This window comes from Actinomadura sp. NPDC049382 (genome assembly GCF_040677125.1).
GTDB lineage: Bacteria > Actinomycetota > Actinomycetes > Streptosporangiales > Streptosporangiaceae > Spirillospora > Spirillospora geliboluensis.
In genome coordinates this window covers 1-23,969 of sequence record NZ_JBFARO010000074.1, presented here as the reverse complement: position 1 = coordinate 23,969, position 23,969 = coordinate 1, and the positions used below count along the sequence as shown (strand labels likewise).

The window sequence follows — 23,969 nt, the reverse complement described above, 5'->3', positions numbered from 1 at the left end:
CCGTGTTCCGGCCCCGAACGAGGAGTGTCATCGATGACGATCGACTCCGTGCGCGGCGCACCCGGCACCACCGAGCTCGCCGAGCCCGAGCTCGTCCGGCTGCTGACCCCCGAGGGGGAGCGCGTCGAGCATCCCGACTACCCCCTGGACCTCAGCGCCGAGGACGTGCGCGATCTGTACCGCGACCTGGTGGTCGTGCGGCGGATCGACCTGGAGGCCGTGGCGCTGACCCGGCAGGGTGAGCTCGGCCTGTGGGCCTCGCTGCTGGGGCAGGAGGCGGCGCAGATCGGGTCGGGGCGTGCGCTGTCCGAGCACGACATGGTGTTCCCGACGTACCGGGAGCACGGCGTCGCGTGGTGCCGGGACGTGGACCCGCTGAAGCTGCTCGGGCTGTTCCGGGGCGTGAACCACGGCGGGTGGGATCCCGCCGAGCACGGCTTCCACCTGTACACCATCGTGATCGGCAGCCAGACGCTGCACGCGACCGGGTACGCGATGGGCGTCCAGCGGGACGGGGTGCTGGGGACGCCGAAGGCGGGCGCGGCGATCGCCTACTTCGGGGACGGGGCGACCTCGCAGGGCGATGTGAACGAGTCGTTCGTGTTCGCGTCCGTGTTCAACGCGCCGATCGTGTTCTTCTGCCAGAACAACCAGTGGGCGATCTCGGAGCCGCTGGAGAAGCAGACCCGGATCCCGCTCTACAAGCGGGCGCAGGGGTTCGGGTTCCCGGGCATCCGGGTGGACGGCAACGACGTGTTCGCCTGCCTCGCGGTGACCAGGAAGGCCCTGGAGAACGCCCGGACGGGGCAGGGCCCGACGCTGATCGAGGCGTACACCTACCGCATGGGAGCCCACACGACGACCGACGACCCCACGCGGTACCGGCTGAAGGCCGAAGAGGAGGCGTGGAAGCTCAAGGACCCGATCGAGCGGGTCAAGGCGTACCTGGTGCGGGGCGACCTGGCGGACGCGGGGTTCTTCGAGAAGGTCGAGGACGAGGCGAAGCAGCTCGCCAAGGAGCTGCGCGAGGGCTGCCGGTCCATGCCGGACCCGGAGCCGCTGTCGATGTTCGACGAGGTGTACGCCGAGCGGCATCCGCTGATGACCGAGGAGCAGGAGCAGTTCGCCGCCTACCTGGCGTCGTTCGAGGAGGAGGCGAAGTGAGCACCACCCTGACCCTCGGCAAGGCGCTGAACGAGGGCCTGCGCAAGGCCATGGAGAACGACCCGAAGGTCCTGGTGATGGGCGAGGACGTCGGGAAGCTCGGCGGGGTCTTCCGGATCACCGACGGCCTGCAGAAGGACTTCGGCGAGGAGCGCGTCATCGACACGCCGCTGGCCGAGTCGGGCATCGTCGGGACGGCGATCGGGCTCGCGCTGCGCGGGTACCGGCCGGTGGTGGAGATCCAGTTCGACGGGTTCGTGTTCCCGGCGGCCGACCAGATCATCACGCAGCTGGCGAAGATGCGGATGCGGTCGCTCGGGGCGCTGTCGCTGCCGGTCGTGGTGCGGATCCCGTGCGGCGGCGGCATCGGCGCGGTCGAGCACCACTCGGAGTCGCCCGAGGCGTACTTCACGCACACGGCGGGGCTGCGGGTGGTGTCGTGCTCGAACCCGGTGGACGCGTTCGCGATGATCCAGCAGTCGATCGCTTCCCCCGACCCGGTGATCTTCTTCGAGCCGAAGCGCCGGTACTGGGACAAGGCCGAGGTGGACGTCGACTCCAGTGAGTGGGCGCCGCTGCATCGGGCGCGGGTCGTCCGGCCCGGGGAGCAGGTGACGGTGCTGGCGTACGGGCCGGCGGTGAAGACGTGCCTGGAGGCGGCCGCGGCCGCCGCCGAGGAGGGGCGGTCGCTGGAGGTCATCGACCTGCGCTCGCTCAACCCGCTCGACATCGGCACGGTGACGGAGTCGGTGAACCGGACCGGGCGCTGCGTGGTCGTGCACGAGGCGCCGGTGTACAGCGGGTTCGGCGCCGAGCTGGCCGCGCGGATCACCGAGCGGTGCTTCTACCGGCTGGAGTCGCCGGTGCTGCGCGTCGGCGGGTTCTCCACCCCGTACCCGCCGTCCCGCCTGGAAGACCAGTACCTGCCCGACCTCGACCGCATCCTGGACGCGGTCGACCGGACCTTCGCGTGGTGACGCCGGTGACCGAGCCGAAACTGTTCAAGCTGCCGGACGTGGGCGAGGGCCTCACCGAGGCGGAGATCGTCAAGTGGCACGTCCAGCCGGGCGACACCGTCGAGGACGGCCAGACCATCGTCGAGATCGAGACGGCCAAGGCGATCGTGGAGCTGCCCTGCCCGTTCGACGGCGTGGTGACCGAACTGCTGGCCACCGAGGGCGAGACCGTGGACGTCGGCGTGCCGATCATCGCGGTGGACGCCGGCGGGGACGGCGCCGTGGCGACGCCGGTGTCGGAGCCCCCGGCGCAGACGGCGGCGCTCCGCGAGGAGGGCGTGCCGACCGCGAACGAGCCGGGCATGGTCACGCCCGAGGAGCCGCCGAAGCGGCAGCCCGTGCTGGTCGGCTACGGGGTCAAGGAGGGCGCGACGAAGCGGCGGGCGCGCAAGGCGTCGTCCAACGGGGTCGCGTCGGCGCCTGTTGCGCCCGTGCGGCCGCCGGCTCCTCGTCCACAGCCTGTGGACAACGGGTTGCCGCTGGCGAAGCCGCCCGTCCGGAAGATGGCGAAGGATCTCGGGATCGACCTCGCCACCGTGACGGGTTCGGGTCCGCAGGGCTCGATCACGCGGGAGGACATCCTCGCCGCGCAGGGCGCTCCGCAGGCACCCGTCGCGGCGGGCCCGCGCGAGGAGCGCGTGCCGGTCAAGGGGGTGCGCAAGGCGACGGCGGCGGCGATGTCCGGTTCGGCGTTCACGGCCCCGCACGTCACCGAGTTCCTCCAGGTGGACGTCACGCGGACGATGGAGACCGTCAAGCGGCTCCGCGAGCTCCCCGAGTTCGCGGATGTGAAGGTGTCGCCGCTGCTGCTGGTGGCGCGCGCGCTGCTCACCGCCGTGCGACGGCACCCGATGGTGAACTCCACCTGGGTGGACGGCCCGAACGGCGCGGAGATCGTGGTCAAGCGCTACGTGAACCTGGGCATCGCGGCGGCCACCGATCGCGGCCTCATCGTGCCCAAGGTGAAGGACGCGCAGGACCTCGACCTGCCCGGCCTCGCGCGCGCGCTGAAGGAACTGACGGAGAAGGCGCGCGCGGGAAAGGCGTCCCCGGCCGACCTGTCCGACGGGACGATCTCCATCACCAACGTCGGCGTGTTCGGCGTCGACACCGGGACGCCCATCCTCACACCCGGTGAGGCGGCGATCCTGGCGTTCGGGCAGATCAGGGACATGCCCTGGGTCCACGAGGGCGAACTGGCCATCCGCAAGGTGACCACGCTGGCCCTCTCGTTCGACCACCGCATCGTGGACGGCGAACTGGGCTCCCGCGTCCTGCGCGACGTCGGCGACATGCTCGAAGACCCCATCCGCATGCTCGCCTGGAGCTGACGTCCGGGGCCGGTGCCACGACGCGGCACCGGCCCCGCGACCGATCGGCGACTGCCCCGCGACGGCTCGGCGACTGCCCCGCGACGGCTCGGCGGCGGTTTACGAGACGGGGACCTTGTCTACCTTGCCGAACGGGCCGGCGTTGAAGGTCACCGATCGGATGTCGCCGGGCGGGGCGGGCAGGTAGACGAAGCCGCGGGCGGGCTTGCCCACGGCGGTCAGGAAGGTGGCGCGTCCGGCGTCGAGGTAGATGTCCGTGCCGCCCTGCCGGGCCGGGCCGACGCGGACGGCCCGGTAGGCGTCCTTGCCGCCCGGCATCTGGATGCTGAACGAACCGAACACGGCGCCCGGATGGTTGGGGTCCGGGTAGGAGGCGTCGGGAGGGACGGTCCCCGGCCCCTCGTTCACGATGTCGAACACCGCGACGATGTAGGCGCCGTCCCGGTAGAAGGGTTTGACCTCCAGCCGCCGCTTGTCGGCGCCGAAGGCGGCCGTGCGGGTCGCCACCGTCTTGCCGTCCTCCGTCTGGAAGTCGGCCGGTGAGGTGGTGCCGCGCGCGCCCGGCTTCGCCTGGTAGGAGATCTCGACGCGGTTGTTGCGCGCGGCGTCCCTGGCCACGCGTTCCGCGTTCCCCTTGCCGGTGGCCGTGTAGGTGAAGGCGCTGCCGAGCCGCGCTTTCATCTCCTTCAGGACGGCGTCGGCCTGCTCCTTCGATAGCTTCACGTCATCGCCGTCGGTGTGGCCTTCGATCGACAGCGCGCCTGTCGCCCCTGTCTTGATCTGTTGCGCCGTCTCGTCCAGGACGACCTTCGCACCGCTGGACAGCTTCGCGGAGCCGTTGTCGAACAGCGCGCCGGCCCGCAGGCCGACGGTGACCTCCGACCCGCTGGACGTCACGTCCTTCGTCTCGCCCTCGACGATGTCGTACAGATCGACCGGGTTGGGCCCCGGACCGGACGAAGGCGAAGCCGAAGCCGATGGCGAGGCCGATGGGGACGCGGACGCAGACGAGGTCACAGACGGCGACGGCGACAGCGGCCTGGAGCGGCCGAAGGGTTCAGCCCCCACGGACGGCTCCACGCCCACCGACGGCCGCGACGAAGGCGTGGACGACGACGGCGGCGCGGACGAAGGCACCGAAGACGTCGGCACAGAAGGGGCCGGCGCTGAAGGGGTCGCGGAGCCCTCCGTCACCGGGATCCCGGTGTACTCCCCCGCCGTCCCCGGCGTGATCGCGGTGACCTTCGTGACGTCCGCCGGGATCACCGGGTACTCGGCGGCCATCTCCCGGGTGGAGCCGGGCGTGATGTCGGAGCCGCTGGTGACGCCGGTCGGCTTGTAGAGCCGCCGTCCGACCGGGTCGACCAGCGCGATCTCGAACGGGACGGACTTCGTGGCCGTGTCCAGCGACGTGATGCTGAACCGCAGCACCGCCTTGCCCGCCTGCCGTTGCACGCTCCTGATGTCGAGCCGCGCGTGCAGGCCGTCCGCGCCGCCGAACCAGCCCTCCCGCGAGAACGATCCACTGCTCTGCGCGGCCGGGCTCGGCGCGGCGCCGCCCGGTCCGGCGGTCGGCGGGGCGACCTTCTCGGCCCTGTCGGCGGAGGAGCAGCCCGCGACGAGGACTAAACCGGCGAGGGAAACGGCCAGAGGCAGCGCGCGCATCGAGGAACCGGCCCGGGGGAGATCGGCGAAGGACGCGGACAACAGTAGTCAAATAGGGCGAGCCCCCGCCATCAGATGGCAGGGGCCCGCGCCTACTCGCTCAGAACGCCTCTTCGGGGAGTTCCATCACGTCGAGGGTGGTGGACTCGGTGACGGCCCGGTCGGACGCCAGGCGCGGCAGGACGGTCTGGCAGAAGAACTGCGCCGCCGCGACCTTGCCGCTGTAGAACGCCTTGTCGGAGTCGGAGACGTCCCCGCCGCCGAGCGCGGCCAGCGCGACCTCGGCCTGGCGGAGCAGCAGCCAGCCGACGATGAGGTCCCCGAGGCCGAGCAGCAGGCGGGTCGTGTTGAGCCCGATCTTGTAGAGCTGCTTCGGGTCCTCCATGGAGCCGAGCGCCCAGCCGATCATCGGGTTGAGGATGCCCTGGACGTCCTCCAGCGCGCGGCCGAGCAGCGCCCGCTCGTTCTTCAGCCGGCCGTTGCCGGCCTCGGACTCGGCGAACGCCTGGATCTCGCCCGCGAGCACCTTCAGCGCCTCGCCGTTGTCCCGCAGGATCTTGCGGAAGAACAGGTCCTGGCCCTGGATGGCGGTGGTGCCCTCGTACAGGGTGTCGATCTTGGAGTCGCGGATGTACTGCTCGATCGGGTAGTCCTGCAGGAAGCCGGACCCGCCGAGGGTCTGCAGCGACTCCGCGCCGAGCAGCGCGTAGGCGCGCTCGGAGCCGAAGCCCTTCACGACCGGCAGCAGCAGGTCGTTGATCTTCTCGGCCTGCTCGTCCTTGCGGCCCTCGTGCTCGGCGATCTGCACGGCGTCCTGGTAGGACGCGGTGAGCAGCACCAGCGCGCGCATGCCCTCGGCGTACGCCTTCTGGGTCAGCAGGCTGCGCCGGACGTCCGGGTGGTGGGTGATCGTGACGCGCGGGGCGGTCTTGTCCGTCATCTGCGTCATGTCGGCGCCCTGGACGCGCTCCTTGGCGTACTCCAGCGCGTTCAGGTAGCCGGTCGACAGGGTCGCGATGGCCTTGGTGCCGACCATCATGCGGGCGTACTCGATGACGAGGAACATCTGCTTGATGCCCTGGTGCACGTCGCCGACCAGGTAGCCGACCGCGGGGTGCTTCTCGCCGAAGGTCAGCTCGCAGGTCGTGGAGACCTTGAGGCCCATCTTCTTCTCGACGTTGGTGACGTAGGCGCCGTTGCGCTCGCCCAGCTCACCGGTCTCGACGTCCACCAGGTACTTGGGGACGAGGAACATCGACAGGCCCTTGGTGCCGGGGCCGGCGCCCTCGGGGCGGGCCAGCACCAGGTGGAAGATGTTCTCGGACATGTCGTGCTCGGCCGAGGTGATGAAGCGCTTGACGCCCTCGATGTGCCAGGTGCCGTCGGGCTGCTGGACGGCCTTGGCGCGCCCGGCGCCGACGTCGGAGCCCGCGTCCGGCTCGGTCAGCACCATGGTGGCGCCCCACTGCCGCTCCAGGGCCAGCTCGGCGAACTTCTTCTGCTCGGGCGTGCCGATGTGCCAGAGGATCTGGGCGAAGCCGGGGCCGGAGGCGAACATGTAGACGGCCGGGTTGGCGCCGAGCACCTGCTCGGCGACGGCCCAGGTGAGGGAGCGCGGGGCGCCGCTGCCGCCGAACTCGGGGGCGAGGTCGAGGCGGTACCACTCGGCGTCCATCCACGCCTTGAACGACTTCTTGAAGCCCTCGGGCATCTCGACGGTGCCGGCGGCCGGGTCGAACACCGGCGGGTGGCGGTCGGCGTCCTCGAAGGAGTCGGCGAGCGGGCCCTCGGCGAGCCGGTTCACCTCGTCGAGGATGCTGCGCGCGGTGTCCTCGTCCAGTTCCGCGTACGGGCCGCTGCCGAGGAGGTCCTGGCGCCTGAACACCTCGAAGAGGTTGAACTCCAGGTCCCGGAGGTTGCTCTTGTAGTGCCCCATTCGAGACTCCGTCTGATCCGGCGGCGGCCGGGGGCCCCGCTGCGTACTGGTGGGTAACTCAACATCATGCTACCCGCTGGTAACCAGTTGGCAACCACCTAAGTCAGGGGCGATCCGGCCACATCGAACCACGCTCGGGTCCGAACATGTGACACAACTCACAAGCTCGCCGCCGTCCTGCGCGTCCGGTACCGGCCCCGTCCCGCCCCGCGGCCCGGCGCCCGCCCTCCGACCTGCGCCGGGGCCCGCCCCGGCGACCCGCACCGGGCCCTCCGCCGGGCCGCCCGGGCGTGGTGGGAAGATCGGGCGGGGGCGTGAACATCGTGAGGCACGAGGAGGTGCGCATGAACCAGGAGGAGCCCGGAGCCCCGAGGCTGACCGTCATCGGAACCGGCTACCTCGGCGCCACGCACGCCATCTGCATGGCGGTGCTCGGCTACGAGGTCCTCGGCGTGGACGTCGACCGGCACAAGATCGACCGGCTGGCGTCCGGCGAGGTCCCCATCTTCGAGCCCGGGCTGCCGGAGCTGCTCACCAAGGCGCTCGACTCCGGCCGGCTCCGGTTCACCACCTCGTTCGAGGAGGCGGGCGCGTTCGGCGACGTCCACTTCCTGTGCGTGGGAACCCCGCAGCAGGCCGGCTCGGACGCCGCCGACCTGAGCTACCTCGACGCCGCCGTCCGCGCGCTCGCCCCCCACCTGCGCCGCCGGGCCCTCGTCGTCGGCAAGTCCACGGTGCCGGTCGGGACGGCCGCGCGGCTCACCGGCCTCGTCCAGGAGCTGGCGCCCGCCGGCAAAGAGGTCGAGCTGGCCTGGAACCCCGAGTTCCTGCGCGAGGGCTTCGCCGTCGACGACACCCTGCGCCCCGACCGCATGGTGTTCGGCGTCGCGTCCGACTGGGCGGACGAGCAGCTGCGGGCGGCGTTCAAACCCGTCCTCGACCTCGGCACACCGGTCATCCGCACCGACCTCGCCACCGCCGAGCTGGTCAAGGTCGCCGCCAACTCCTTCCTCGCCACCAAGATCTCCTACATCAACGCGATGGCGGAGGTGTGCGAGGCGGTCGGCGCCGACGTCAAGGACCTCGCCGACTCGCTGGCGCTGGACGACCGCATCGGCGGCAAGTTCCTGCGCCCCGGGCTCGGCTTCGGCGGCGGCTGCCTGCCGAAGGACATCCGCGCGTTCGCGCACCGCGCCGAGGAGATCGGCGTCGGGCAGGCCGTGTCGTTCCTGCGCCAGGTGGACGACATCAACCGGCGCCGCCGGGCCCGCACCGTCGACCTCGTCCGGGAGCTGCTCGGCGGCGACTTCGCCGGCAAGCGCATCGCCGCGTGGGGCGCGGCGTTCAAGCCCAACTCCGACGACATCCGCGACGCGCCCGCGCTGGACGTGGCCCGCACCATGCACGGCCTCGGCGGCGACGTCCGCGTCTACGACCCGGCCGCGCTCGGCAACGCGCGCGCCGCGTTCCCCGAGCTGCGGTACGGCGAGAGCGCGCTCGACGTCGCGCGGGACGCCGACGTCGTCGTCCTGCTGACCGAGTGGTCGGACTTCCGGGAGGTCGACCCGGAGGCGCTGGCCGGGGTCGTCCGGCACCGGCGGATCGTGGACGGGCGGCACGCGCTCGACGCCGCGCAGTGGCGCGCGGCGGGCTGGGAGTACCGGGCGCTCGGCCGCTCGTACAGGGAACAACCCGCCACAACCGGCCGTTGACGGGAGCGAGGACGCCGGGGCCGAGGGCACCGGCCCTCCCGGACGAGGTGCGCCGTACCCGGAAAGCGAAGACGACGCGTGACCACCGTCGTCTCGCACCGGGAGCGCATCCATGGCCTGGATCCTCGTCATCGTCGCCGGCCTCGTCGAGGTCGCGATGGCCCTCTGCCTGAAGGGCAGCAAGGGCTTCACCGAGCCGCTGCCGTCCGTCGGCTTCGCCGTGTTCGCCGTCACCAGCTTCGGGCTGCTCAGCCTGGCCCTGAAGCACCTCGACGTCGGCACCGCCTACGCCGTCTGGGTGGGCATCGGCGCCGTCGGGACGGCGGCGCTCGGCATGCTCGTCATGGGCGACCAGGTGTCCGCCGTCAGGATCGGCGCGCTGGCGCTCATCATCCTCGGCGTGATCGGACTGAACCTCGCGGGCGGCCACTGAGCGCCCGGTGGCGGGCCCGCTGGCCGCAGGCGGCCAGCGGACCCGGCCGTTCGCAGGTCACCATCGTTTCCGCGGAACGTAATCTCCCGTAGCAGCGTCTATCGGACGAGAGCGCGGGGAGTGCTCGGACACGGGAGGGACCGACCTTGGTCTTCAAGAAGCTGCGGCAGGCGATGGGCATCGGCGGCCCGTCGATCGAAACGATCCTGCACGATCCGAACACGACGCCGGGCGGCGTCGTCACGGGCGAGGTCACCATCATCGGCGGCCAGTACAACTCCGACATCAAGTCGGTGAACCTCGCGCTGCGCACCCGGGTCGAGGTCGAGTCGGGCGACAACGAGTACACGTCCAACCTGGAGTACGCGAAGATGCCCGTCGCGGGCAGCTTCAGCCTCCAGGAGGGCGCCCGGCACAGCATCCCGTTCCAGATGCCCATCCCGTGGGAAGCTCCCCTCACGCACATGTACGGACGCCCCCTGCACGGCACCACGGTCGGCATCGCGACCGAGCTGGAGGTGGCGGGGGCGCTCGACCCGGGCGACCTCGACCCCATCGCCGTCCACCCGCTGCCCGCGCAGGAGCGCATCCTCGCGGCCTTCTCCAACCTCGGCTTCCAGTTCCGCAACGCCGACTGCGAGAAGGGCCGCATCTGGGGCGTCCACCAGGAGCTGCCGTTCTACCAGGAGATCGAGTTCTATCCGCCGGGCCAGTACGCGCGCGGCATCAAGCAGCTCGAAGTGACGTTCGTGTCCTACCCGCAGTCCATGGAGGTCGTGCTGGAGCTGGACAAGCGCGGCGGCGTGTTCACCGAGGGGCACGACGCGTTCAGCCGCTTCACGGTCGACTACGCGACCGTCGACCACACCAACTGGGAGCAGCAGCTCGACGGCTTCCTCCAGGAGGCCGGCCGCCGCCGCGGCTTCTTCTAGCCCGCCGCGGGCCGTCCGCGCAGCAAGATCCGGGGGATCCCCTCCGCGAAGTTGATCGCGGAGGGGATCGCCGCGTAGAAAGAGGTTCCGTGCCCCAGCCCCCCGGACTGAACGACGCGGAACGGCGCCTCTGGGCCGCGTTCCCGACCGGCGCCCGCGTCGTCCTCGGCGACGACCTGCCCGCCGGACCCGACCCCGACCGCATGGTCCGCGCCGAGATCGTCACCCGGCTGCTGCTCGGCGCCGGCGAGACCCGGCCGGGCGCGGTCGCCGCCGTCCGGCTGCGCGGCGCCTACATCACCGGGCAGATCGACCTCAAGGGCGGCGCCACCGAGCACGAGCTGCGGCTGGAGGAGTGCCGGCTCGTCGAGGAACCGAACTTCTCCAACGCCGAGACCCGGCAGCTGCGGTTCGCCAACTGCCGGATGCCCGGCTTCGACGGCGGCGGGCTCCGCGCGGACGGCTACATGAGCCTGTCGGGGTCGCGGATCGAGGGCTCGGTGCGGCTGCCGAGGGCGCAGCTCGCCGGCGGCCTGCGGATGAACGGCACCCGCATCACGGTGACCGACCCCGCCACGTGGGCGATCTTCAGCGGCGGGCTCGTCGTCGAGGCCGGCACGTTCATGCGGGACGCCGAGATCACCGGCGGGATCCGGTTCGTCGGGGCGCGGATGAACGGCGGCCTGTTCATGGAGCGGACCGTCCTGAACAACCCCGGCCGGATCGCCCTCGACGCGCAGAACATCGTCGTCGAGGACGCGGCCGAGCTCAGCAACGGTTTCACCGCGCACGGCACGGTCCGGCTGCGCAGCGGCCGCTTCAACGGCATCCTGTCGTTCAGCCGGGCGCACCTCGACTCCACCGACCCGGCGCGGATGGCGCTGCACGCCAGCCACATCCAGGCCGACGAGCTGCTCCTGTGGCCGGAGGAGCAGATCAAGGGCCGGGTGTCGCTGTCGTTCTCCCGGATCGACATGATCATGGACCACCCGTCCGTCTGGCCGGACGAGCTGTACCTGAACGGCATGACGTACCAGACGCTGCGCGGCGCCGAGTTCAAAGACCGGCTGAGCTGGGTGTCGCGGGACAAGGAGTTCCACCTCCAGCCGTATGAGCAGCTCGCCGCCTGGTACCACGGCATCGGCCACGACGACCTCGCGCGCAAGGTCCAGCTCGCGAAGCTGCGCGCCCGCCGCCGCAGGCTGCACCCCGTCGCCAAGGCGTGGAACCACTTCCTGGACTGGACGGTCGGGTTCGGCTACCGGCCGTGGCTCGCGTTCGCGTGGTTCGCCGCGCTGCTCGCCCTCGGGACGACGGTGTTCTCCATCGAGCACCCGCGTCCGGTGAAGCCGGGCAACGAGCTGCCCGCCTTCCACGCGCTGATCTACACGCTGGACCTGCTGATCCCGCTCGACACGTTCGGGCAGCAGCTGTCCTACGACGCGGTGGCCTGGACCCGGTGGGTGGCCTACGGGCTCGTCACGACGGGCTGGGTGCTCGCCACGGCGCTGATCGCCGGCGTGACCCGGGTGCTGCGCCCCAACTAGCCGCGCCTCCGGCCGGCCCGGCCGAGCGGCCGGGCCCCGGCCGGGCGCCGAACCAACACCCCGCCCCGGGCGTCCACCCGGATAGGGACCGACGAGAATGGGACTCCATGGGCACGTATCTGATCACGGGGGCGACGGGCGGCATCGGCACGGCGGTCGCCGAGCTGCTCCGCGAGCGCGGGCACGACCTGATCCTCACCGGCCGCTCCCCCGAGCGCCTCGGCGGGCTCGCCAGGACGCTGGAGACGGGCGCGCACGCCGCCACCCAGGTCATCAACCCCGGCGCGGTGAGCGCGCCGCCGCGCGCCGGGACCGTCGCGACCGTCCCGCTGGACCTGACGGAGCCGCGCCGCATCGAGGCGTCCCTCGCGATGGCCGGGATCCCGGAACGGCTGGACGGCGTCGTCCACGCGGCGGGCATGGTGCACCTGTCCCCGGTCGCCGAGCTGGAGGCCGACGAGTGGATGGAGCACCTGTCGGTGAACCTGGTGTCGGCGGCGGAGCTGACCCGCCTGCTGCTGCCCGCGCTGCGCGCCGCCGAGGGGCACGTCGTCTTCGTGAACTCCACCGCCGGGCTGCGCGCGAACCCCGAGTGGTCGGCGTACGCGGCGAGCAAGTTCGGGCTGCGCGCCCTCGCCGACTCGCTGCGCGCGGAGGAGCCGTCGCTGCGCGTCACGACCGTCTACCCGGGCCGGACGGCCACGGAGATGCAGCGGAAGGTGCGCGCCCAGGAGGGCCAGAACTACGCCGAGGACGACTTCGCGGCGCCGGGCACCGTCGCCCGCGTCCTGGTGGCGGCCCTGGAGACGCCGCGCGACGCGGTCGTCTCCGACGTCACCGTCCGGCCTAACTGACGGCGGCCGCGCCGCTCACTCCGGCCACGGGCTGTCGAGGATCAGCTGGACGAAGTCGGCGCGTTCGAAGCCGTCCATGTAGTGCTGGAGGACGTCGGCGTTCATGTTGCCGAAGGTCGTCTCCGGGCGGTGGACGTTGCCGTCGGTGAACGCGCGGAGGATGCGGTTCTTGAAGTCCGGGCGCGGGTGCGCGCTCGTCACGGCGCCGCGCTGCTCGTCGGTGAGGTCGTCGTAGCCGAGGCCCAGCACGTCGGTCGCCACGCCCGCGTTGAGCAGGGCGATCACCGGGTCGAGGAACTCGGGGACGCCGGGCGTGGTGTGCAGGGCGATGCCGAGCCACACGGTGCGGGCGTCGGCCTCGCCGTGGCCGCGCTCAAGGAGGAAGTCACGCGCGGCGTGCGCGCCGTCGACCTCGAACCGCAGCCGCGAGTCCCGGTAGCCGGGGGTCAGGCCGAGGTCGTGGAACATCGCCGCCGTGTAGAGCAGTTCCAGGTCGGGCTCCAGCCCCCGGGCCCGGCCCTGGAGCGCGCCGAAGAGGAACACGCGCCGCGAGTGGTGGTAGAGCAGGTCGTCCTCGGTGTCGCGGATGTACTCCGTCACGTCCCGGACGAGCGGTGTGTCGGGGACGGTGATGCCTGCGATCGTCTCGGCCATGGCACCGGGGTACCCGGGTCACCGCGGTGCACGCGCCGGGCGCCGGGGCTCAGCTCCGGCGCAGGAACCAGGACGCCAGCACGCCGCCGACCAGTCCGAACAGGTGGCCCTGCCAGGAGATGCCGGGGTCGCCGGGGATGACCCCGAGGATCATCGTCCCGTAGACGGCGACGACGGCGACCGCGATGCCGATGTCGACCAGCCGCCGCTCGAAGAGCCCGCGCCCGACCAGGTAGCCGAAGAACCCGAAGATCAGGATGCTGGAGCCGAGCGTGTTCGCCGAGCTGAGGAACCACACCCCGAGCCCGCCGACCACGATGATGATCAGGCTGGCGGCGAGGAACTTGGCGATGCCGCGCGCCGCCGCGAGGAACCCGAGCACGAGGAACGGCAGCGTGTTGGCCATCAGGTGGCCGAACCCGGCGTGCATGAACGGGGCGGTGAAGATGTCCGGGAGGTCGTTGACGTCGCGCGGCTGGATCCCGAACCGGTCGAGCCACCCGTCGGTCGTGTAGTCGAACGCCTCCAGGACCCACATCACGGCGGTCACGGAGACGATCAGGACGAGCGACGACAGCGCGCGGAACCCGTGCTTCGCCAGCTCCTCGGAACGCTGCCGGTCGGGGGTATAGCTCATGTCAGCCACCGTATGTCTGGACGTCCCTGAACCGTCAACGACCGGGACGCGGGGAAGGTGCCAGCGGACCTTTCCGGCATAGTGGTCGGATGCGCGCTGCGATCTGCGAGAAGCTCGGTTCGGTCGCCGTCACGGAGACCGCCTCCCCCGTCCCCGGTCCCGGCCAGGTGCTCGTCACCGTGGAGGCGGCGGGGGTCAACTACGTGGACGCCCTCTTCGTCCAGGGCCGGTACCAGATCAAGCCGCCGCTGCCGTTCGTGCCGGGCAGCGAGGTGGCGGGGACTCTGCCGTCCGGGGAGCGCGTCCTCGCGATGTGCGGTCTCGGCGGCTTCGCGACCGAGGTGGCGGTGCCCGCGTCCTCGGCCGTCCCGATCCCGGACGAACTGGACTTCCCCCGTGCCGCCACGTTCACCCAGAGCTACTGCACGGCCCTGTTCGCCCTCCGCGACCGCGCGGCGCTGCGGCCGGGCGAGTCAGTGCTCGTCCTGGGCGCCGGCGGCGGTGTGGGCCTGGCCGCGGTGCAGATCGCGAAGGCGATGGGCGCCCGCGTCCTGGCGGCGGCGTCCACGGACGGCAAGCAGCAGGCCGCCCGTGACGCGGGCGCGGACGACGCCATCGGCACCGCCGACGTCAAAACCGCCGCCCGCGCGTGGTCGGACGGCGGCGTGGACGTGGTCTACGACCCGGTCGGCGGCGCCCTCGCCGACCCCGCCCTGCGCTCCCTGCGCGAACGGGGCCGCTACGTCGTGATCGGTTTCGCGTCCGGGGACATCCCGTCCCTCCCGCTGAACCAGGTGCTGCTGCGCAACCGCGCGATCGTCGGCGTCGACTGGGGCGCCTGGGCGATGGCGAACCCCGGGGCGCAGCGCGCCCTCCTGGACGAGCTCCTCGCCATGGTCGCCAAGGGGGACCTCACCCCGGTGCCGCCCCGCACGGCACCGCTCGCGTCGGTGGCGGAGGTCCTGGACGACCTGCTGAACCGCCGCGTCGTGGGCAAGGTGGCCCTGCTCCCATAGGCGGCGGGCTCCCGCAGGGGGCGGAGTTGGCTAGGCGGCGGAGGCGTGCTCCGACTCGGAGGCGTCGCCGCGCACCACGATGACGGGCAGCGGGCGCCGCGCCGGGGCCTCGGCGGTCCGGCGGAGGTAGCGGCGCTCCTCCGGGGTCGTGCCGCCCCAGATGCCGTCGGGCTCACCGACCTTCAGCGCCCACGCGAGGCATTCGGCCTTCACGGGGCAGTTCGCGCAGATCGCCTTGGCGGCGTCCTCCTGCGCCTGGAGCACCGGCGCCGAGTAGCCGATCGGGAAGAACAGGTCCGGATCGGCACCGCGGCAGATGGCGTGGTCCGTCCAGTGCTCCTCGTTCTCGTTGTTCTCGTTGACGTGCATTGGCTTCTCCCTGCGCCGCGACGAGACCACCGTGCGGGGTTCTCCTCGGCCGGGGTGGTCTCCACTCAACGTAGTACTACGACACGTAGTACTACAAGACATGCGTGAACGTTGCAACTTAGCGTCCGGATAACCTGTGGGGTGTGCAGCGTGATCAAGAAGTGACCTTCCGCGAGGCGACGGCGGCCGATCTCCCCCAGATCGTCCGGCTTCTCGCCGACGATCCCCTGGGATCGACCCGTGAAACACCGGGCGAGGAGATCCCGGAGGCCTACTTCACCGCCTTCGCAGCGATCGAGAAGGACCCCAACAACACGGTGATCGTCGCGGAGGTCGAGGGCGAGCTCGCGGGCACCCTCCAGCTCACCTTCATCCCCGGCCTGACCTACACCGGCGGCGAGCGCGCCCAGATCGAGGGCGTCCGCATCGCCGCCGAGCAGCGCGGCCGCGGCGTCGGCCAGCTCATGATCGACTACGCCATCGACCGCGCCCGCGCCCGCGGCTGCCGCGTCGTCCAGCTCACCACCGACCGCCAGCGCCCCGACGCGATCCGCTTCTACCAGAAGATCGGCTTCCGCCCCTCCCACATGGGCATGAAGTACCACCTCTCCTGACGGGCCACCGCGCGGAGTCACTGTGCGGCCGTCGCGGCGGCCCGCCCGCTCAGGCGCCGGGGAGGGAGAGGTGCCGCGGGTTGGCGACTGTGAGTTTGTCCACTACCGAGTCGCGTACCGCCCGGGTGACCTCGTCCATCCGGGAGTCCAGGGTGCCTTCGCGGATGGCCTTGGCCAGGTCGGTATCGGATTCGCAGTCGAGGTTGCGGAGGCGCTTCTCGTGCGCCGCCTTGTGAGCCTCGCCTAGGAGGAGTTCCCGGCGGGCTATGACCAGGGCCGCAGCGGCTACACGGGCGTGGAAGCGCAGGCGGTCGTCGGGTTGCTCTGCCTGGAGGAGGAACGCGCCCACTGCGTCGATGAGGGTGGACGCGTCAGGACGGTCATGCGGTGGCGTGCTCGTGTTCTGCGCGGTTTCCAGGGGGTCTTGGACGGTCGCGGGTTCGGTCAGGCCCAAAGCAAGGAGCAGGTCGTGTTCTTGTTCACAGACCTTGCGACCCAGGACGGCGTACTCGATGGACGGGTCTGAGCCGGTCAGGTAACGCTCGGCCTGATGGCGGCACAGGATCAGCCAGCGGACGGTGCCGTAGACCTCCCACCAGTGGAGTTCCTCAGGGGTGGGCGGGGTGCCGCCCGCGTCGGCGTAGCCGGCGAGGAGCTCTTCGCGGGGGCCGAAGCCGCCCACCGGGTGCGGGGAGTTGAAGCGCCAGGCCTTGGTGCAGAGCCAGCCGAGGTCTTCGGCCGGGTCGCCGAGATGGGTCAGCTCCCAGTCGAGGACGCCGCGGACGCCGGTCTCGTCGATCATCAGGTTGCCGTTGCGGAAGTCGCCGTGGACGACCGTGCGGCGGCCCGAGGCGGGCGGGCGGTTGCCGTCCAGCCAGCGGAGCGCCAGCTCGACGGCGGGGCGCGCCTCGAAGTTCGCGTAGTACTCGGTGAGGGCGTCGAGGGGGTCGAGGTCGGGGAGGTCCGGGACCGGGGCCATCGTGTGCAGGCGGGCCAGGATCGCGCCGAGCTCGCGGGCCAGGGCGGGGCGGACGGCGGCGAAGCGGTCGTCGCGGAGGAGGCGGCGGGGGATCGTCTCGCCCGGCAGCCGCTCCATGATCAGGAAGGGGGCGCCGGCCAGGTCGTCGCCGTGGTCGGCGAGGGCGGGGACGGGGACCCCGGCCGCGGCCGCGGAGGCCAGCAGCGCCGCCTCGCGGGCCATCGCGGTCGGGTCGGGCGAGCCCGGCGGGTCGCGGCGCAGGATCAGGGCGCGGCCGCCGGCGTCGAACGCCCAGGTCTCGCGGCTGGCGCCGCCGGAGAGCCGGCGCAGGCCGGTGATCTCCGAGCCCAGGCGGGCCGCGAGCGCGGCCGCCACGGCGGTCATGCGCGGGCCGCGCGCTGGGCGGCGGCGAGGTCGCGGAGCGGGTCGCCGCCCCGGGTGTCGGCGTACTCCTCGATGCGCGCGATCCGCCCGTCCGCGACGGTCGCGAACAGGCACGCGGCCATCTCGACGGGCGTCCCGTCCGGGAGGGTGCCGCGCAGGACGTGCCGCTGGACGTAGCCGTCCGGCAGGGGGTCGCGGCGGATCTCCTCGTAGCGGAAGTCCGCCAGGTTGCGCGACAGCCAGCGCAGCGTGCGGAGGTTGTCGTCGACGCTCTGCTCGGAGCCGCCGCCGGGGCCGGGTCCGTTGTGCCAGATCCGGGCGTCCGGCGCGTAGATCGCGCGGAGGGCGTCGACGTCTCCCGAGGTGATGGCGGTCATGAAGCGGTCGGCGAGTTCCACGGGTCTCCTTCGTCAGGACGGCAGGCCGAGGGCTCGGACGGTGAGAGTGTCCAGGGTGTCCAGGAGCCGCTCGGTGCCCGGGGGGTCGTTGCCCTGGACGAGCGACAGGTACAGCGAGTGGTCCACCATCGCGGCGAGGGCGCGGGCGGCGGTCTCGGGGTCGAGGTCGGCCGGGACGAGCCCCTCGCGCTGCCAGCGCGCGATCGCCCGCGCGGAGCGCTCGGCGGACGCGGCCCGGTGCTTGCGGCGCAGCTCCTGGAACTCGGCGTTGAACGTCGCGACCTGCTCGATGATCGCCATCATCTTCGCGTTGCGCAGGTACGCCTCGTAGTAGGCGCGGTTGGCGCGGCGGATGCGGGCGGCCGGGGACGGGCCGGTCAGCGGGACGAGCGCGTGGTCCGTCATGTCGGCGAACAGCCGGTCGGCGACCTCCAGGAACACCGCCTCCTTCGACGGGAAGTAGGTGTAGAAGGACCCGTAGGCGACCCGGGCGTGCCGGGTGATGTGCGCGACGCGGGTCTCCAGGAAGCCGTGCTCCTCGAACACCTCGCGGGCGGCCGTGAGCAGGCGCTCCCTGGTCCGGGCGCCGCGCTCGGTGAGCGGCTGGCCGCCGGATTCGTCGCCGCTCCGCATGACCGTGGTTCCTTTCTCCGGGGCTTGACAACCCGATGCTCGCAGGAACAGTATCCGAGCATCGAGCAAGTTGATATGACTGTCAAGTCAACTTCTGGGAGGCGCGATGGCGGGCCGGGCATGCTGATCAACGACATCGTCGAGTACGCGGCGCGCAAGCACCCCGAGCGGCCGGCGATCCTGTTCGAGGACGAGGCGGTCACGTACGCCGAACTGCGCGACCGGGTGCGGCGCACCGCGAACGCCCTGCTCACGGTCGCCGAGCCGGGCGACCGGGTGGCCGTGCTCTCGGGGAACCGGCCGGAGTACTTCGACCTCTACTACGGCGTCCCGGGCGCCGGGATGGCGCTGACCTTCCTCAACCACCGGCTGCACCCGTCCGAGATCGCGGGGCTCGTCGACCACGCGCAGGCGTCGGTGCTCCTCGTGAGCAGCGAGTACGTCGAGGAGATGGACCGGCTCCGCGACGCGATGCCGACCGTGAAGACCGTCCTGAACCTCGACGACGACTACCGCGACCTGGTCGCCAAGGCGCCCGCGACCGAGCCGCCGCGCCCCGACGAGGACTCCGTCGCCTGGCTCGTCTACACCAGCGGCACGACCGGCCGGCCCAAGGGCGTCATGCTCAGCCACCGCAACCTGGTCACCGGAGTGATCAGCTCGGTGTCGCACTGGGAGATCCCCGACGCGACGCGGTTCCTGTTCTGCTTCCCGCTCTGCCACGTCGGCGGCTACACCGCCGTCGTCTACCACATGCGCGGCGCGACGGTCGGGATCGTCCGGTCCTACGACAACGAGACGTTCCTGCGGCTGGTCGCCGAATGGCGGATCACCCAGACCGGGCTGGCGCCGACGATGATCGCCTTCCTGCTGTCCCACCCCGGCATCGAGGACCGCGACCTCGGCACGCTGCAGGCCATCGGGTACGGCGCGTCCGCGATCCCTGCCGAGGTGCTGCGCCGCGGGATGGACGTCCTCGGCTGCGACTTCTACCAGGGCATGGGGATGAGCGAGCTCGGCGGCAACATCCTGCACTTCGGGATCGCCGAGCACCGCCGCGCCGCCGCCGGGGAGACCCACCTGCTCGCCGCCGCCGGCCGCGTCATGGACCTCGCCGACGTCCGGATCGTGGACGAGGACTTCCGCGACGTCCCGGACGGCGAGCCCGGCGAGATGGTCGTGCGCTGCGACCAGGTGATGCGCGGCTACTGGCGCGAGCCGGAGCTGACCGCCGAGGCGTTCCGGGACGGCTGGTTCCGCACCGGCGACGTCGTCCGGCGGGACGCCGAGGGCATGGTCTACATCGTCGACCGGATCAAGGACATGATCATCACCGGCGGGGAGAACGTGGCGTCCCGCGAGGTCGAGCAGGTCCTCTACCGGCACCCGGCGATCGCGGACGCGGCCGTGTTCGGCGTCCCCGACCCGCGCTGGGGCGAGTCGGTCTGCGCCGCCGTCGTCGCGCGCGAGGAGATCGGCGCGGACGACGTCATCGCGTTCGCCCGCGAGCACCTCGGCGGCTACAAGGTGCCGCGCCGCGTCGAATTCGTCCGCGAACTGCCCCGCAACGTCGCCGGCAAGGTCCTGAAACGCGAACTGCGCTCCCGATTCAAGGAGGTCACGTGAACACCGAGTTCGAACTCGGCGGCATCAACCACCTGGCGCTGGTGTCGTCCGACATGAAACGCACCATCGACTTCTACTCCGGCGTCCTCGGAATGCCGCTCATCAAGACCCTCGACCTGCCCGCCGGACTGGGCCAGCACTTCTTCTTCGACTGCGGCGGCGGCGACTGCGTGGCGTTCTTCTGGTTCCCGGACGCGCCGGACGCCGTCCCCGGGATCTCCGCGCCCGCCGGCCGCCCCGAGCAGGGCGAACTGCTCAGCGCGGTCGGGTCGATGAACCATGTCGCCTTCCACGTCCCGCCGGAGAGGTTCGAGGAGTACCGCACGCGGCTCAAGGAGAAGGGCGTCACGGTCAGCCCCATCCTGAACCACGACGACAGCCCGATGGGCGTCTCCCGCGACGTCAACGACGGGGTGTTCGTCCGCTCCTTCTACTTCCAGGACCCCGACGGGATCCTCCTCGAATTCGCCTGCTGGACGCGCGAGTTCGACGACTCCGACGTCTCCCACGAGCCCAAGACCGCCGCCGACCGCACCGTCTCGAAGGACAAGCATGCCGCGACTGCGTGAGGTCCCCCGCGCCGAAGTCACCGACGAGCGCATCCTCTTCTTCTACGACCACCTGTTCGCGCCCGACCGCGACCCGGCCGTCGACCACGGCACCGCGACCGGCTCGCCCGGCGACTGGTGGACGGTGTTCGCCCAGTCCCCCGACGTGTTCCGGCACGCCGTCCGGGGCTTCGCGCTGTACCGCAACGCCGACCTCGACCCCGTGCTGCGGGAGCTGGGCCAGTGCCGGGCCGGCTGGGCGCGCGGCAGCCAGTTCGTGTTCTCGCAGCACTGCAAGCAGATGCGGGCGCTCGGCATGGCCGAGGAGAAGATCGAGTCCATCCCGCACTGGCAGACGGCCGACTGCTACTCGCCGCTGGAGCGGGCCGTCCTCGCCTACACCGACTGCCTCGTCCTGGACGGCGGCCGGACGCCCGACGCGGTCTTCGACATCCTCAAGGAGCACCTCTCCGACAAGGAGATCCTCCAGCTCACCTACATCACGTGCATGTACGAGATGCACGCGACGATGTCCCGCGCGCTGCGCCTGGAGTTCGACGACCGCCCCGAGCCGATCGTGGAGGTCGCGGCGCCCGAGGGCTACGGCGACCGCGACATCTCGGCCGACCTGACCGGGGCGGGCTGATGCTGTTCCCCGTACCCGAGCGGGTCCGCGGCGTCCGGGACGCCGTGCACGCCTTCATGACCGAGCGCGTCGAACCGGCCGAACCCGCCCTGAACGGCGGCGACCGCGAGACGCTCCGCGAGCTGCGGGAGGAGGCGAAGGCCGAGGGCCTGTGGGCGCTCGGCCACCCCACCGAACTGGGCGGCGGCGGCCTGCCGTTCCTCGACTACGTCTACGTCAACGAGGTGCAGGGGCGCAGCGAATGGGGGCAGCTCGCCCTCGGCACGTTCACCCTCCAGGACTCGCTGATGCTGCACAAGTACGCGAGCCCCCGCTGGCGCGATCGCTACCTGGCCCCGATGGTCGCGGGCGAGGTCTCGCCGAGCTTCGCGATGACCGAGCCCGACATCGCCAGCTCCGACCCGACGCAGCTCCGGACGAAGGCCGTACTGGACGGCGACCACTGGGTCATCAGCGGCCGCAAGTGGTTCACGACGGGCGCCGCCGACGCCGCCTACACCACGGTCATGTGCCGCACCGAGCCCGAGGGGACGGCCCCGCACCGCTCCTTCAGCATGATCATCGTGCCGACGGACACGCCGGGGTACCGGATCGTCCGGGAGACGCCCGTCCTCGGCATCAACGGCGGCCACTACGAGGTCGCCTACGACGACGTGCGCGTCCCCGCCGACAACCTCCTCGGCCCGCGCGGGCAGGGCTTCGTCATCGCCCAGGACCGCCTCGGCCCCGGCCGCATCTTCCACTGCATGCGCTGGCTCGGCCAGGCCCAGCGCGCGTTCGAGCTGATGTGCGCCCGCCTCGGCGCCCGCGTCGCGTTCGGCGAGCCGCTGTCGGCGAAGCAGCTGATGCAGCAGCACGTCTTCGACTCCTACACCGAAATCCAGGCAGCGCGCCTGCTCACCCTCCAGGCCGCCGAGCAGATCGACGCGGGCAGCCAGGCGCGTATCGAGATCGGCGCGATCAAGGTGGTCGGGGCGCGGATGCTGCACAACGTCATCGACCGCGCCGTCCAGGTGCACGGCGCCGCCGGGCTCACCGACGACACGCCGCTGTCCCGCATGTACCGGCACGCCCGCGAGGCCCGCATCTACGACGGCCCGGACGAGGTCCACGTCCAGAGCACCGCCCGCCGCATCCTGCGGGAGCTCGCATGAGACTCACCCGCAGGTCGCTGCTCGGCGGGTTCGGCATGGCGGCCGTGCTCGGCACGTCCGGCACCGTCCTCGGCACGTCCGGCACCGCGGCCGCCGCCGGCCGGCCGCGTCCGCGAAAGGGAAAGAAATTGAAGATCACCAAGCTGGCCGAGGGGCTCCTGTTCCCCGAGGGCCCGACCGTCCTGCCGAACGGGGACGTGCTCGTCGTCGAGCTGCACCGGGGCACGCTGACCCGCGTGAAGCCGGACGGCACCACGTCCGTCGCGGCGGAGACCGGCGGCGGCCCGAACGGGTCGGCGCTCGGCCCGGACGGGCGGGTCTACATCGCCAACTCCGGCGGCCTCAACCGGTTCGAGGTCGGCGGGTTCGTGTTCGCGGGCGGCATCCCCGCCGACTACGAGGGCGGGAGCATCCAGGCCGTCGACCTGACGGACGGCTCCGTCGAGACCCTCTACAGCGACGGCCTCCGCGGGCCCAACGACCTCGTGGTGGACGCCCACGGCGGCATCTACTTCACCGACTACGGCAAGAGCGACGGAGTCACCGGCGACAAGGGCCGCCTGTTCTACGCCAAGGCGGACGGCTCCTCCATCGAGATGATCGCCGCCGGGATGGAGGGCCCGAACGGCATCGGCCTCTCCCCCGACGGCACGCGCCTGTACGTCAGCGAGACCTACACGGCGCGGGTCTGGTGGTGGGACGTCACCGGCCCCGGCGAGATCAAGGGCGGGAGGTCGCTCGGCGGCTCCGGCGGCGGCAACTTCCTCTACACCGCGCCCGACTACACCAACTTCGACTCGCTCGGCGTGGACGGCCACGGCAACGTCTGCGTCGCGTCGATGGTGCACGCGGGCATCTCGATCATCAGCCCGGAGGGCGACCTGGTCCGCTTCGTCGACATCGACGTGGACGGCGACCCGGGCATCACCAACATCACCTGGGGCGGCGACGACATGCGCACCGCCTATGTGACCGCCTCCAGCACCGGCCGGCTCCTGAAGATCGAGAACTGGCCGTTCCCCGGCCTGGTGCTCAACCACGCCTGACGCGCGGCCGCGCCGCCGACCGCCCCGCCCGCCGGCCGCCCGGCGGGCGGGGATTCGGACGCTCATGGCCGTTTCTTGGAATAGGCGGGCACCGCGTTTTTTCGGTGGGCGGAGTTTCCCGGGGTGACTGCTGGGAAATCTGCCTGCTAGAGGGAACGGAGGCGGTTGGCATGGAGGTCGTTCTCGAAATGACCCTGCCGAGGAACGCCGAGAGCGCTCCGCTGGTGCGGCACACGCTCGACGCTTCCCTTCGCGGGCTCGGAGTGGGTTCCGAGATCCGTGCCGATATCGCGCTGGCCCTCGGAGAGGCGTGCGCGAACGTCATCCAGCATGCCGCCTCCGGAATGGAGTACGAGGTCCGGGCGCGGATGGACGGCGCGCGATGCGTCGTGGAAGTCATCGACGGGGGCACGGACGCGGGGGAAGGCGACGGGAGCGTCATAGAAACGGAATGGGAGCCCGCGGACGCGGCGCCCCTGGCCGAACACGGCCGGGGGCTGCGGCTGATGCGGGCGTTCACGGAGGAGCTTCGCATCGCCGACCGGGTGCACCGCACCGGCGCGATCGTGCATTTCGAGAAGTACGCACCGCCCCCGTCGCTGTTCTGTAGTGCGGAAGAACAAAACCCTGCGGCCACTGCTCACCCGCTTATAACCGGGTGCCTTCGTTCAGGCG

Annotated in this window: 24 protein-coding genes and 1 riboswitch; of the genes, 16 read left to right on the top strand and 8 right to left on the bottom strand. The window is 71.5% G+C overall.

Features of this window, described 5'->3' with window-relative positions:
* The first annotated feature begins 33 nt into the window (after positions 1-33).
* Genes pdhA through AB0K34_RS31470 form a run of 3 tightly spaced genes read left to right on the top strand, consistent with a single transcriptional unit; the run spans position 34 to position 3,511 of the window.
* Positions 34-1,164, top strand: coding sequence for a pyruvate dehydrogenase (acetyl-transferring) E1 component subunit alpha (gene pdhA / locus AB0K34_RS31480; protein ID WP_364552685.1), 1,131 nt, complete (start codon positions 34-36; stop codon positions 1,162-1,164).
* Positions 1,161-2,141 carry an alpha-ketoacid dehydrogenase subunit beta gene (locus AB0K34_RS31475; protein ID WP_364552683.1) on the top strand — a complete coding sequence of 327 codons (981 nt, stop codon included), beginning with the start codon at positions 1,161-1,163 and terminating at the stop codon, positions 2,139-2,141. The genes pdhA and AB0K34_RS31475 overlap by 4 nt, the downstream gene beginning before the upstream one ends.
* Before the next feature lie 5 nt (positions 2,142-2,146).
* On the top strand, positions 2,147-3,511 hold the full coding sequence (locus AB0K34_RS31470; protein ID WP_364552681.1) for a dihydrolipoamide acetyltransferase family protein: 1,365 nt from the start codon (positions 2,147-2,149) through the stop codon (positions 3,509-3,511).
* A 99-nt stretch (positions 3,512-3,610) separates the two neighbouring features.
* Here AB0K34_RS31470 and AB0K34_RS31465 read toward each other — a convergent pair whose 3' ends face one another.
* Both AB0K34_RS31465 and AB0K34_RS31460 read right to left on the bottom strand, forming a co-directional pair.
* Positions 3,611-5,176: an OmpA family protein gene (locus tag AB0K34_RS31465; RefSeq protein WP_364552679.1), complete on the bottom strand. Its 1,566-nt coding sequence runs from the start codon at positions 5,174-5,176 to the stop codon at positions 3,611-3,613.
* A gap of 100 nt (positions 5,177-5,276) precedes the next feature.
* A complete protein-coding gene (locus tag AB0K34_RS31460; protein WP_138641234.1) occupies positions 5,277-7,112 on the bottom strand; it encodes an acyl-CoA dehydrogenase in 1,836 nt (611 codons plus the stop codon).
* Between the two features lie 344 nt (positions 7,113-7,456).
* Between AB0K34_RS31460 and AB0K34_RS31455 the strand changes: the two genes are divergently transcribed.
* The 5 genes from AB0K34_RS31455 (at position 7,457) to AB0K34_RS31435 (ending at position 12,590) form a co-directional block, all read left to right on the top strand.
* Positions 7,457-8,824: a UDP-glucose/GDP-mannose dehydrogenase family protein gene (locus AB0K34_RS31455; protein WP_364552677.1), complete on the top strand. Its 1,368-nt coding sequence runs from the start codon at positions 7,457-7,459 to the stop codon at positions 8,822-8,824.
* Positions 8,825-8,837: 13 nt separating this feature from the next.
* Positions 8,838-8,905: riboswitch (guanidine-III (ykkC-III) riboswitch) on the top strand.
* A gap of 31 nt (positions 8,906-8,936) precedes the next feature.
* Entirely contained in the window at positions 8,937-9,257 is a 321-nt protein-coding gene (locus AB0K34_RS31450) for a multidrug efflux SMR transporter (RefSeq protein ID WP_364552675.1), read from the top strand.
* 146 nt (positions 9,258-9,403) lie between these two features.
* A complete protein-coding gene (locus tag AB0K34_RS31445) occupies positions 9,404-10,189 on the top strand; it encodes a sporulation protein (protein ID WP_138640610.1) in 786 nt (261 codons plus the stop codon).
* A gap of 89 nt (positions 10,190-10,278) precedes the next feature.
* Complete coding sequence (locus AB0K34_RS31440) at positions 10,279-11,736, top strand: hypothetical protein (protein WP_364552673.1); 1,458 nt, start codon at positions 10,279-10,281, stop codon at positions 11,734-11,736.
* Between the two features lie 107 nt (positions 11,737-11,843).
* A complete protein-coding gene (locus AB0K34_RS31435; protein WP_364552671.1) occupies positions 11,844-12,590 on the top strand; it encodes an SDR family oxidoreductase in 747 nt (248 codons plus the stop codon).
* A 15-nt stretch (positions 12,591-12,605) separates the two neighbouring features.
* Here the strand turns inward: AB0K34_RS31435 and AB0K34_RS31430 are convergent, their stop codons facing one another.
* Complete coding sequence (locus AB0K34_RS31430) at positions 12,606-13,244, bottom strand: HD domain-containing protein (RefSeq protein ID WP_364552669.1); 639 nt, start codon at positions 13,242-13,244, stop codon at positions 12,606-12,608.
* 49 nt (positions 13,245-13,293) lie between these two features.
* Positions 13,294-13,881, bottom strand: a complete 588-nt coding sequence (locus tag AB0K34_RS31425) for a rhomboid family intramembrane serine protease (protein ID WP_138640614.1) — start codon at positions 13,879-13,881, stop codon at positions 13,294-13,296.
* Between the two features lie 89 nt (positions 13,882-13,970).
* Between AB0K34_RS31425 and AB0K34_RS31420 the strand changes: the two genes are divergently transcribed.
* On the top strand, positions 13,971-14,897 hold the full coding sequence (locus AB0K34_RS31420; RefSeq protein WP_364552667.1) for an NADPH:quinone oxidoreductase family protein: 927 nt from the start codon (positions 13,971-13,973) through the stop codon (positions 14,895-14,897).
* A gap of 30 nt (positions 14,898-14,927) precedes the next feature.
* Here the strand turns inward: AB0K34_RS31420 and AB0K34_RS31415 are convergent, their stop codons facing one another.
* The gene (locus tag AB0K34_RS31415; RefSeq protein WP_138640616.1) at positions 14,928-15,266 is read right to left on the bottom strand and encodes a WhiB family transcriptional regulator; all 339 of its coding nucleotides are present in this window, start codon (positions 15,264-15,266) and stop codon (positions 14,928-14,930) included.
* A gap of 143 nt (positions 15,267-15,409) precedes the next feature.
* On the opposite strand from AB0K34_RS31415, the gene AB0K34_RS31410 reads away from it, so the two are divergent.
* Positions 15,410-15,880, top strand: a complete 471-nt coding sequence (locus AB0K34_RS31410; protein ID WP_338072633.1) for a GNAT family N-acetyltransferase — start codon at positions 15,410-15,412, stop codon at positions 15,878-15,880.
* A gap of 49 nt (positions 15,881-15,929) precedes the next feature.
* Here AB0K34_RS31410 and AB0K34_RS31405 read toward each other — a convergent pair whose 3' ends face one another.
* Genes AB0K34_RS31405 through AB0K34_RS31395 form a run of 3 tightly spaced genes read right to left on the bottom strand, consistent with a single transcriptional unit; the run spans position 15,930 to position 18,274 of the window.
* The gene (locus AB0K34_RS31405; protein ID WP_364552664.1) at positions 15,930-17,243 is read right to left on the bottom strand and encodes a phosphotransferase family protein; all 1,314 of its coding nucleotides are present in this window, start codon (positions 17,241-17,243) and stop codon (positions 15,930-15,932) included.
* Positions 17,240-17,641, bottom strand: a complete 402-nt coding sequence (locus AB0K34_RS31400; RefSeq protein WP_364552662.1) for a nuclear transport factor 2 family protein — start codon at positions 17,639-17,641, stop codon at positions 17,240-17,242. Before AB0K34_RS31400 ends, AB0K34_RS31405 begins: the two co-directional genes overlap by 4 nt.
* A gap of 12 nt (positions 17,642-17,653) precedes the next feature.
* Complete coding sequence (locus AB0K34_RS31395) at positions 17,654-18,274, bottom strand: TetR/AcrR family transcriptional regulator (protein WP_138638892.1); 621 nt, start codon at positions 18,272-18,274, stop codon at positions 17,654-17,656.
* Between the two features lie 120 nt (positions 18,275-18,394).
* On the opposite strand from AB0K34_RS31395, the gene AB0K34_RS31390 reads away from it, so the two are divergent.
* The 6 genes from AB0K34_RS31390 to AB0K34_RS31365 all read left to right on the top strand — a co-directional run.
* Complete coding sequence (locus AB0K34_RS31390; protein WP_364552660.1) at positions 18,395-19,900, top strand: AMP-binding protein; 1,506 nt, start codon at positions 18,395-18,397, stop codon at positions 19,898-19,900.
* Positions 19,897-20,469 (top strand): VOC family protein, encoded by a 573-nt coding sequence (locus tag AB0K34_RS31385; RefSeq protein ID WP_301174774.1) that lies wholly within the window; start codon positions 19,897-19,899, stop codon positions 20,467-20,469. The genes AB0K34_RS31390 and AB0K34_RS31385 overlap by 4 nt, the downstream gene beginning before the upstream one ends.
* On the top strand, positions 20,453-21,094 hold the full coding sequence (locus AB0K34_RS31380) for a carboxymuconolactone decarboxylase family protein (RefSeq protein WP_138638893.1): 642 nt from the start codon (positions 20,453-20,455) through the stop codon (positions 21,092-21,094). The genes AB0K34_RS31385 and AB0K34_RS31380 overlap by 17 nt, the downstream gene beginning before the upstream one ends.
* Entirely contained in the window at positions 21,094-22,248 is a 1,155-nt protein-coding gene (locus AB0K34_RS31375) for an acyl-CoA dehydrogenase family protein (RefSeq protein ID WP_138638894.1), read from the top strand. Before AB0K34_RS31380 ends, AB0K34_RS31375 begins: the two co-directional genes overlap by 1 nt.
* Entirely contained in the window at positions 22,245-23,294 is a 1,050-nt protein-coding gene (locus AB0K34_RS31370; RefSeq protein ID WP_205719447.1) for an SMP-30/gluconolactonase/LRE family protein, read from the top strand. Before AB0K34_RS31375 ends, AB0K34_RS31370 begins: the two co-directional genes overlap by 4 nt.
* 170 nt (positions 23,295-23,464) lie before the next feature.
* Positions 23,465-23,969 (top strand): ATP-binding protein (locus AB0K34_RS31365; protein WP_364552656.1); only part of this gene is annotated, 505 nt, incomplete at its 3' end.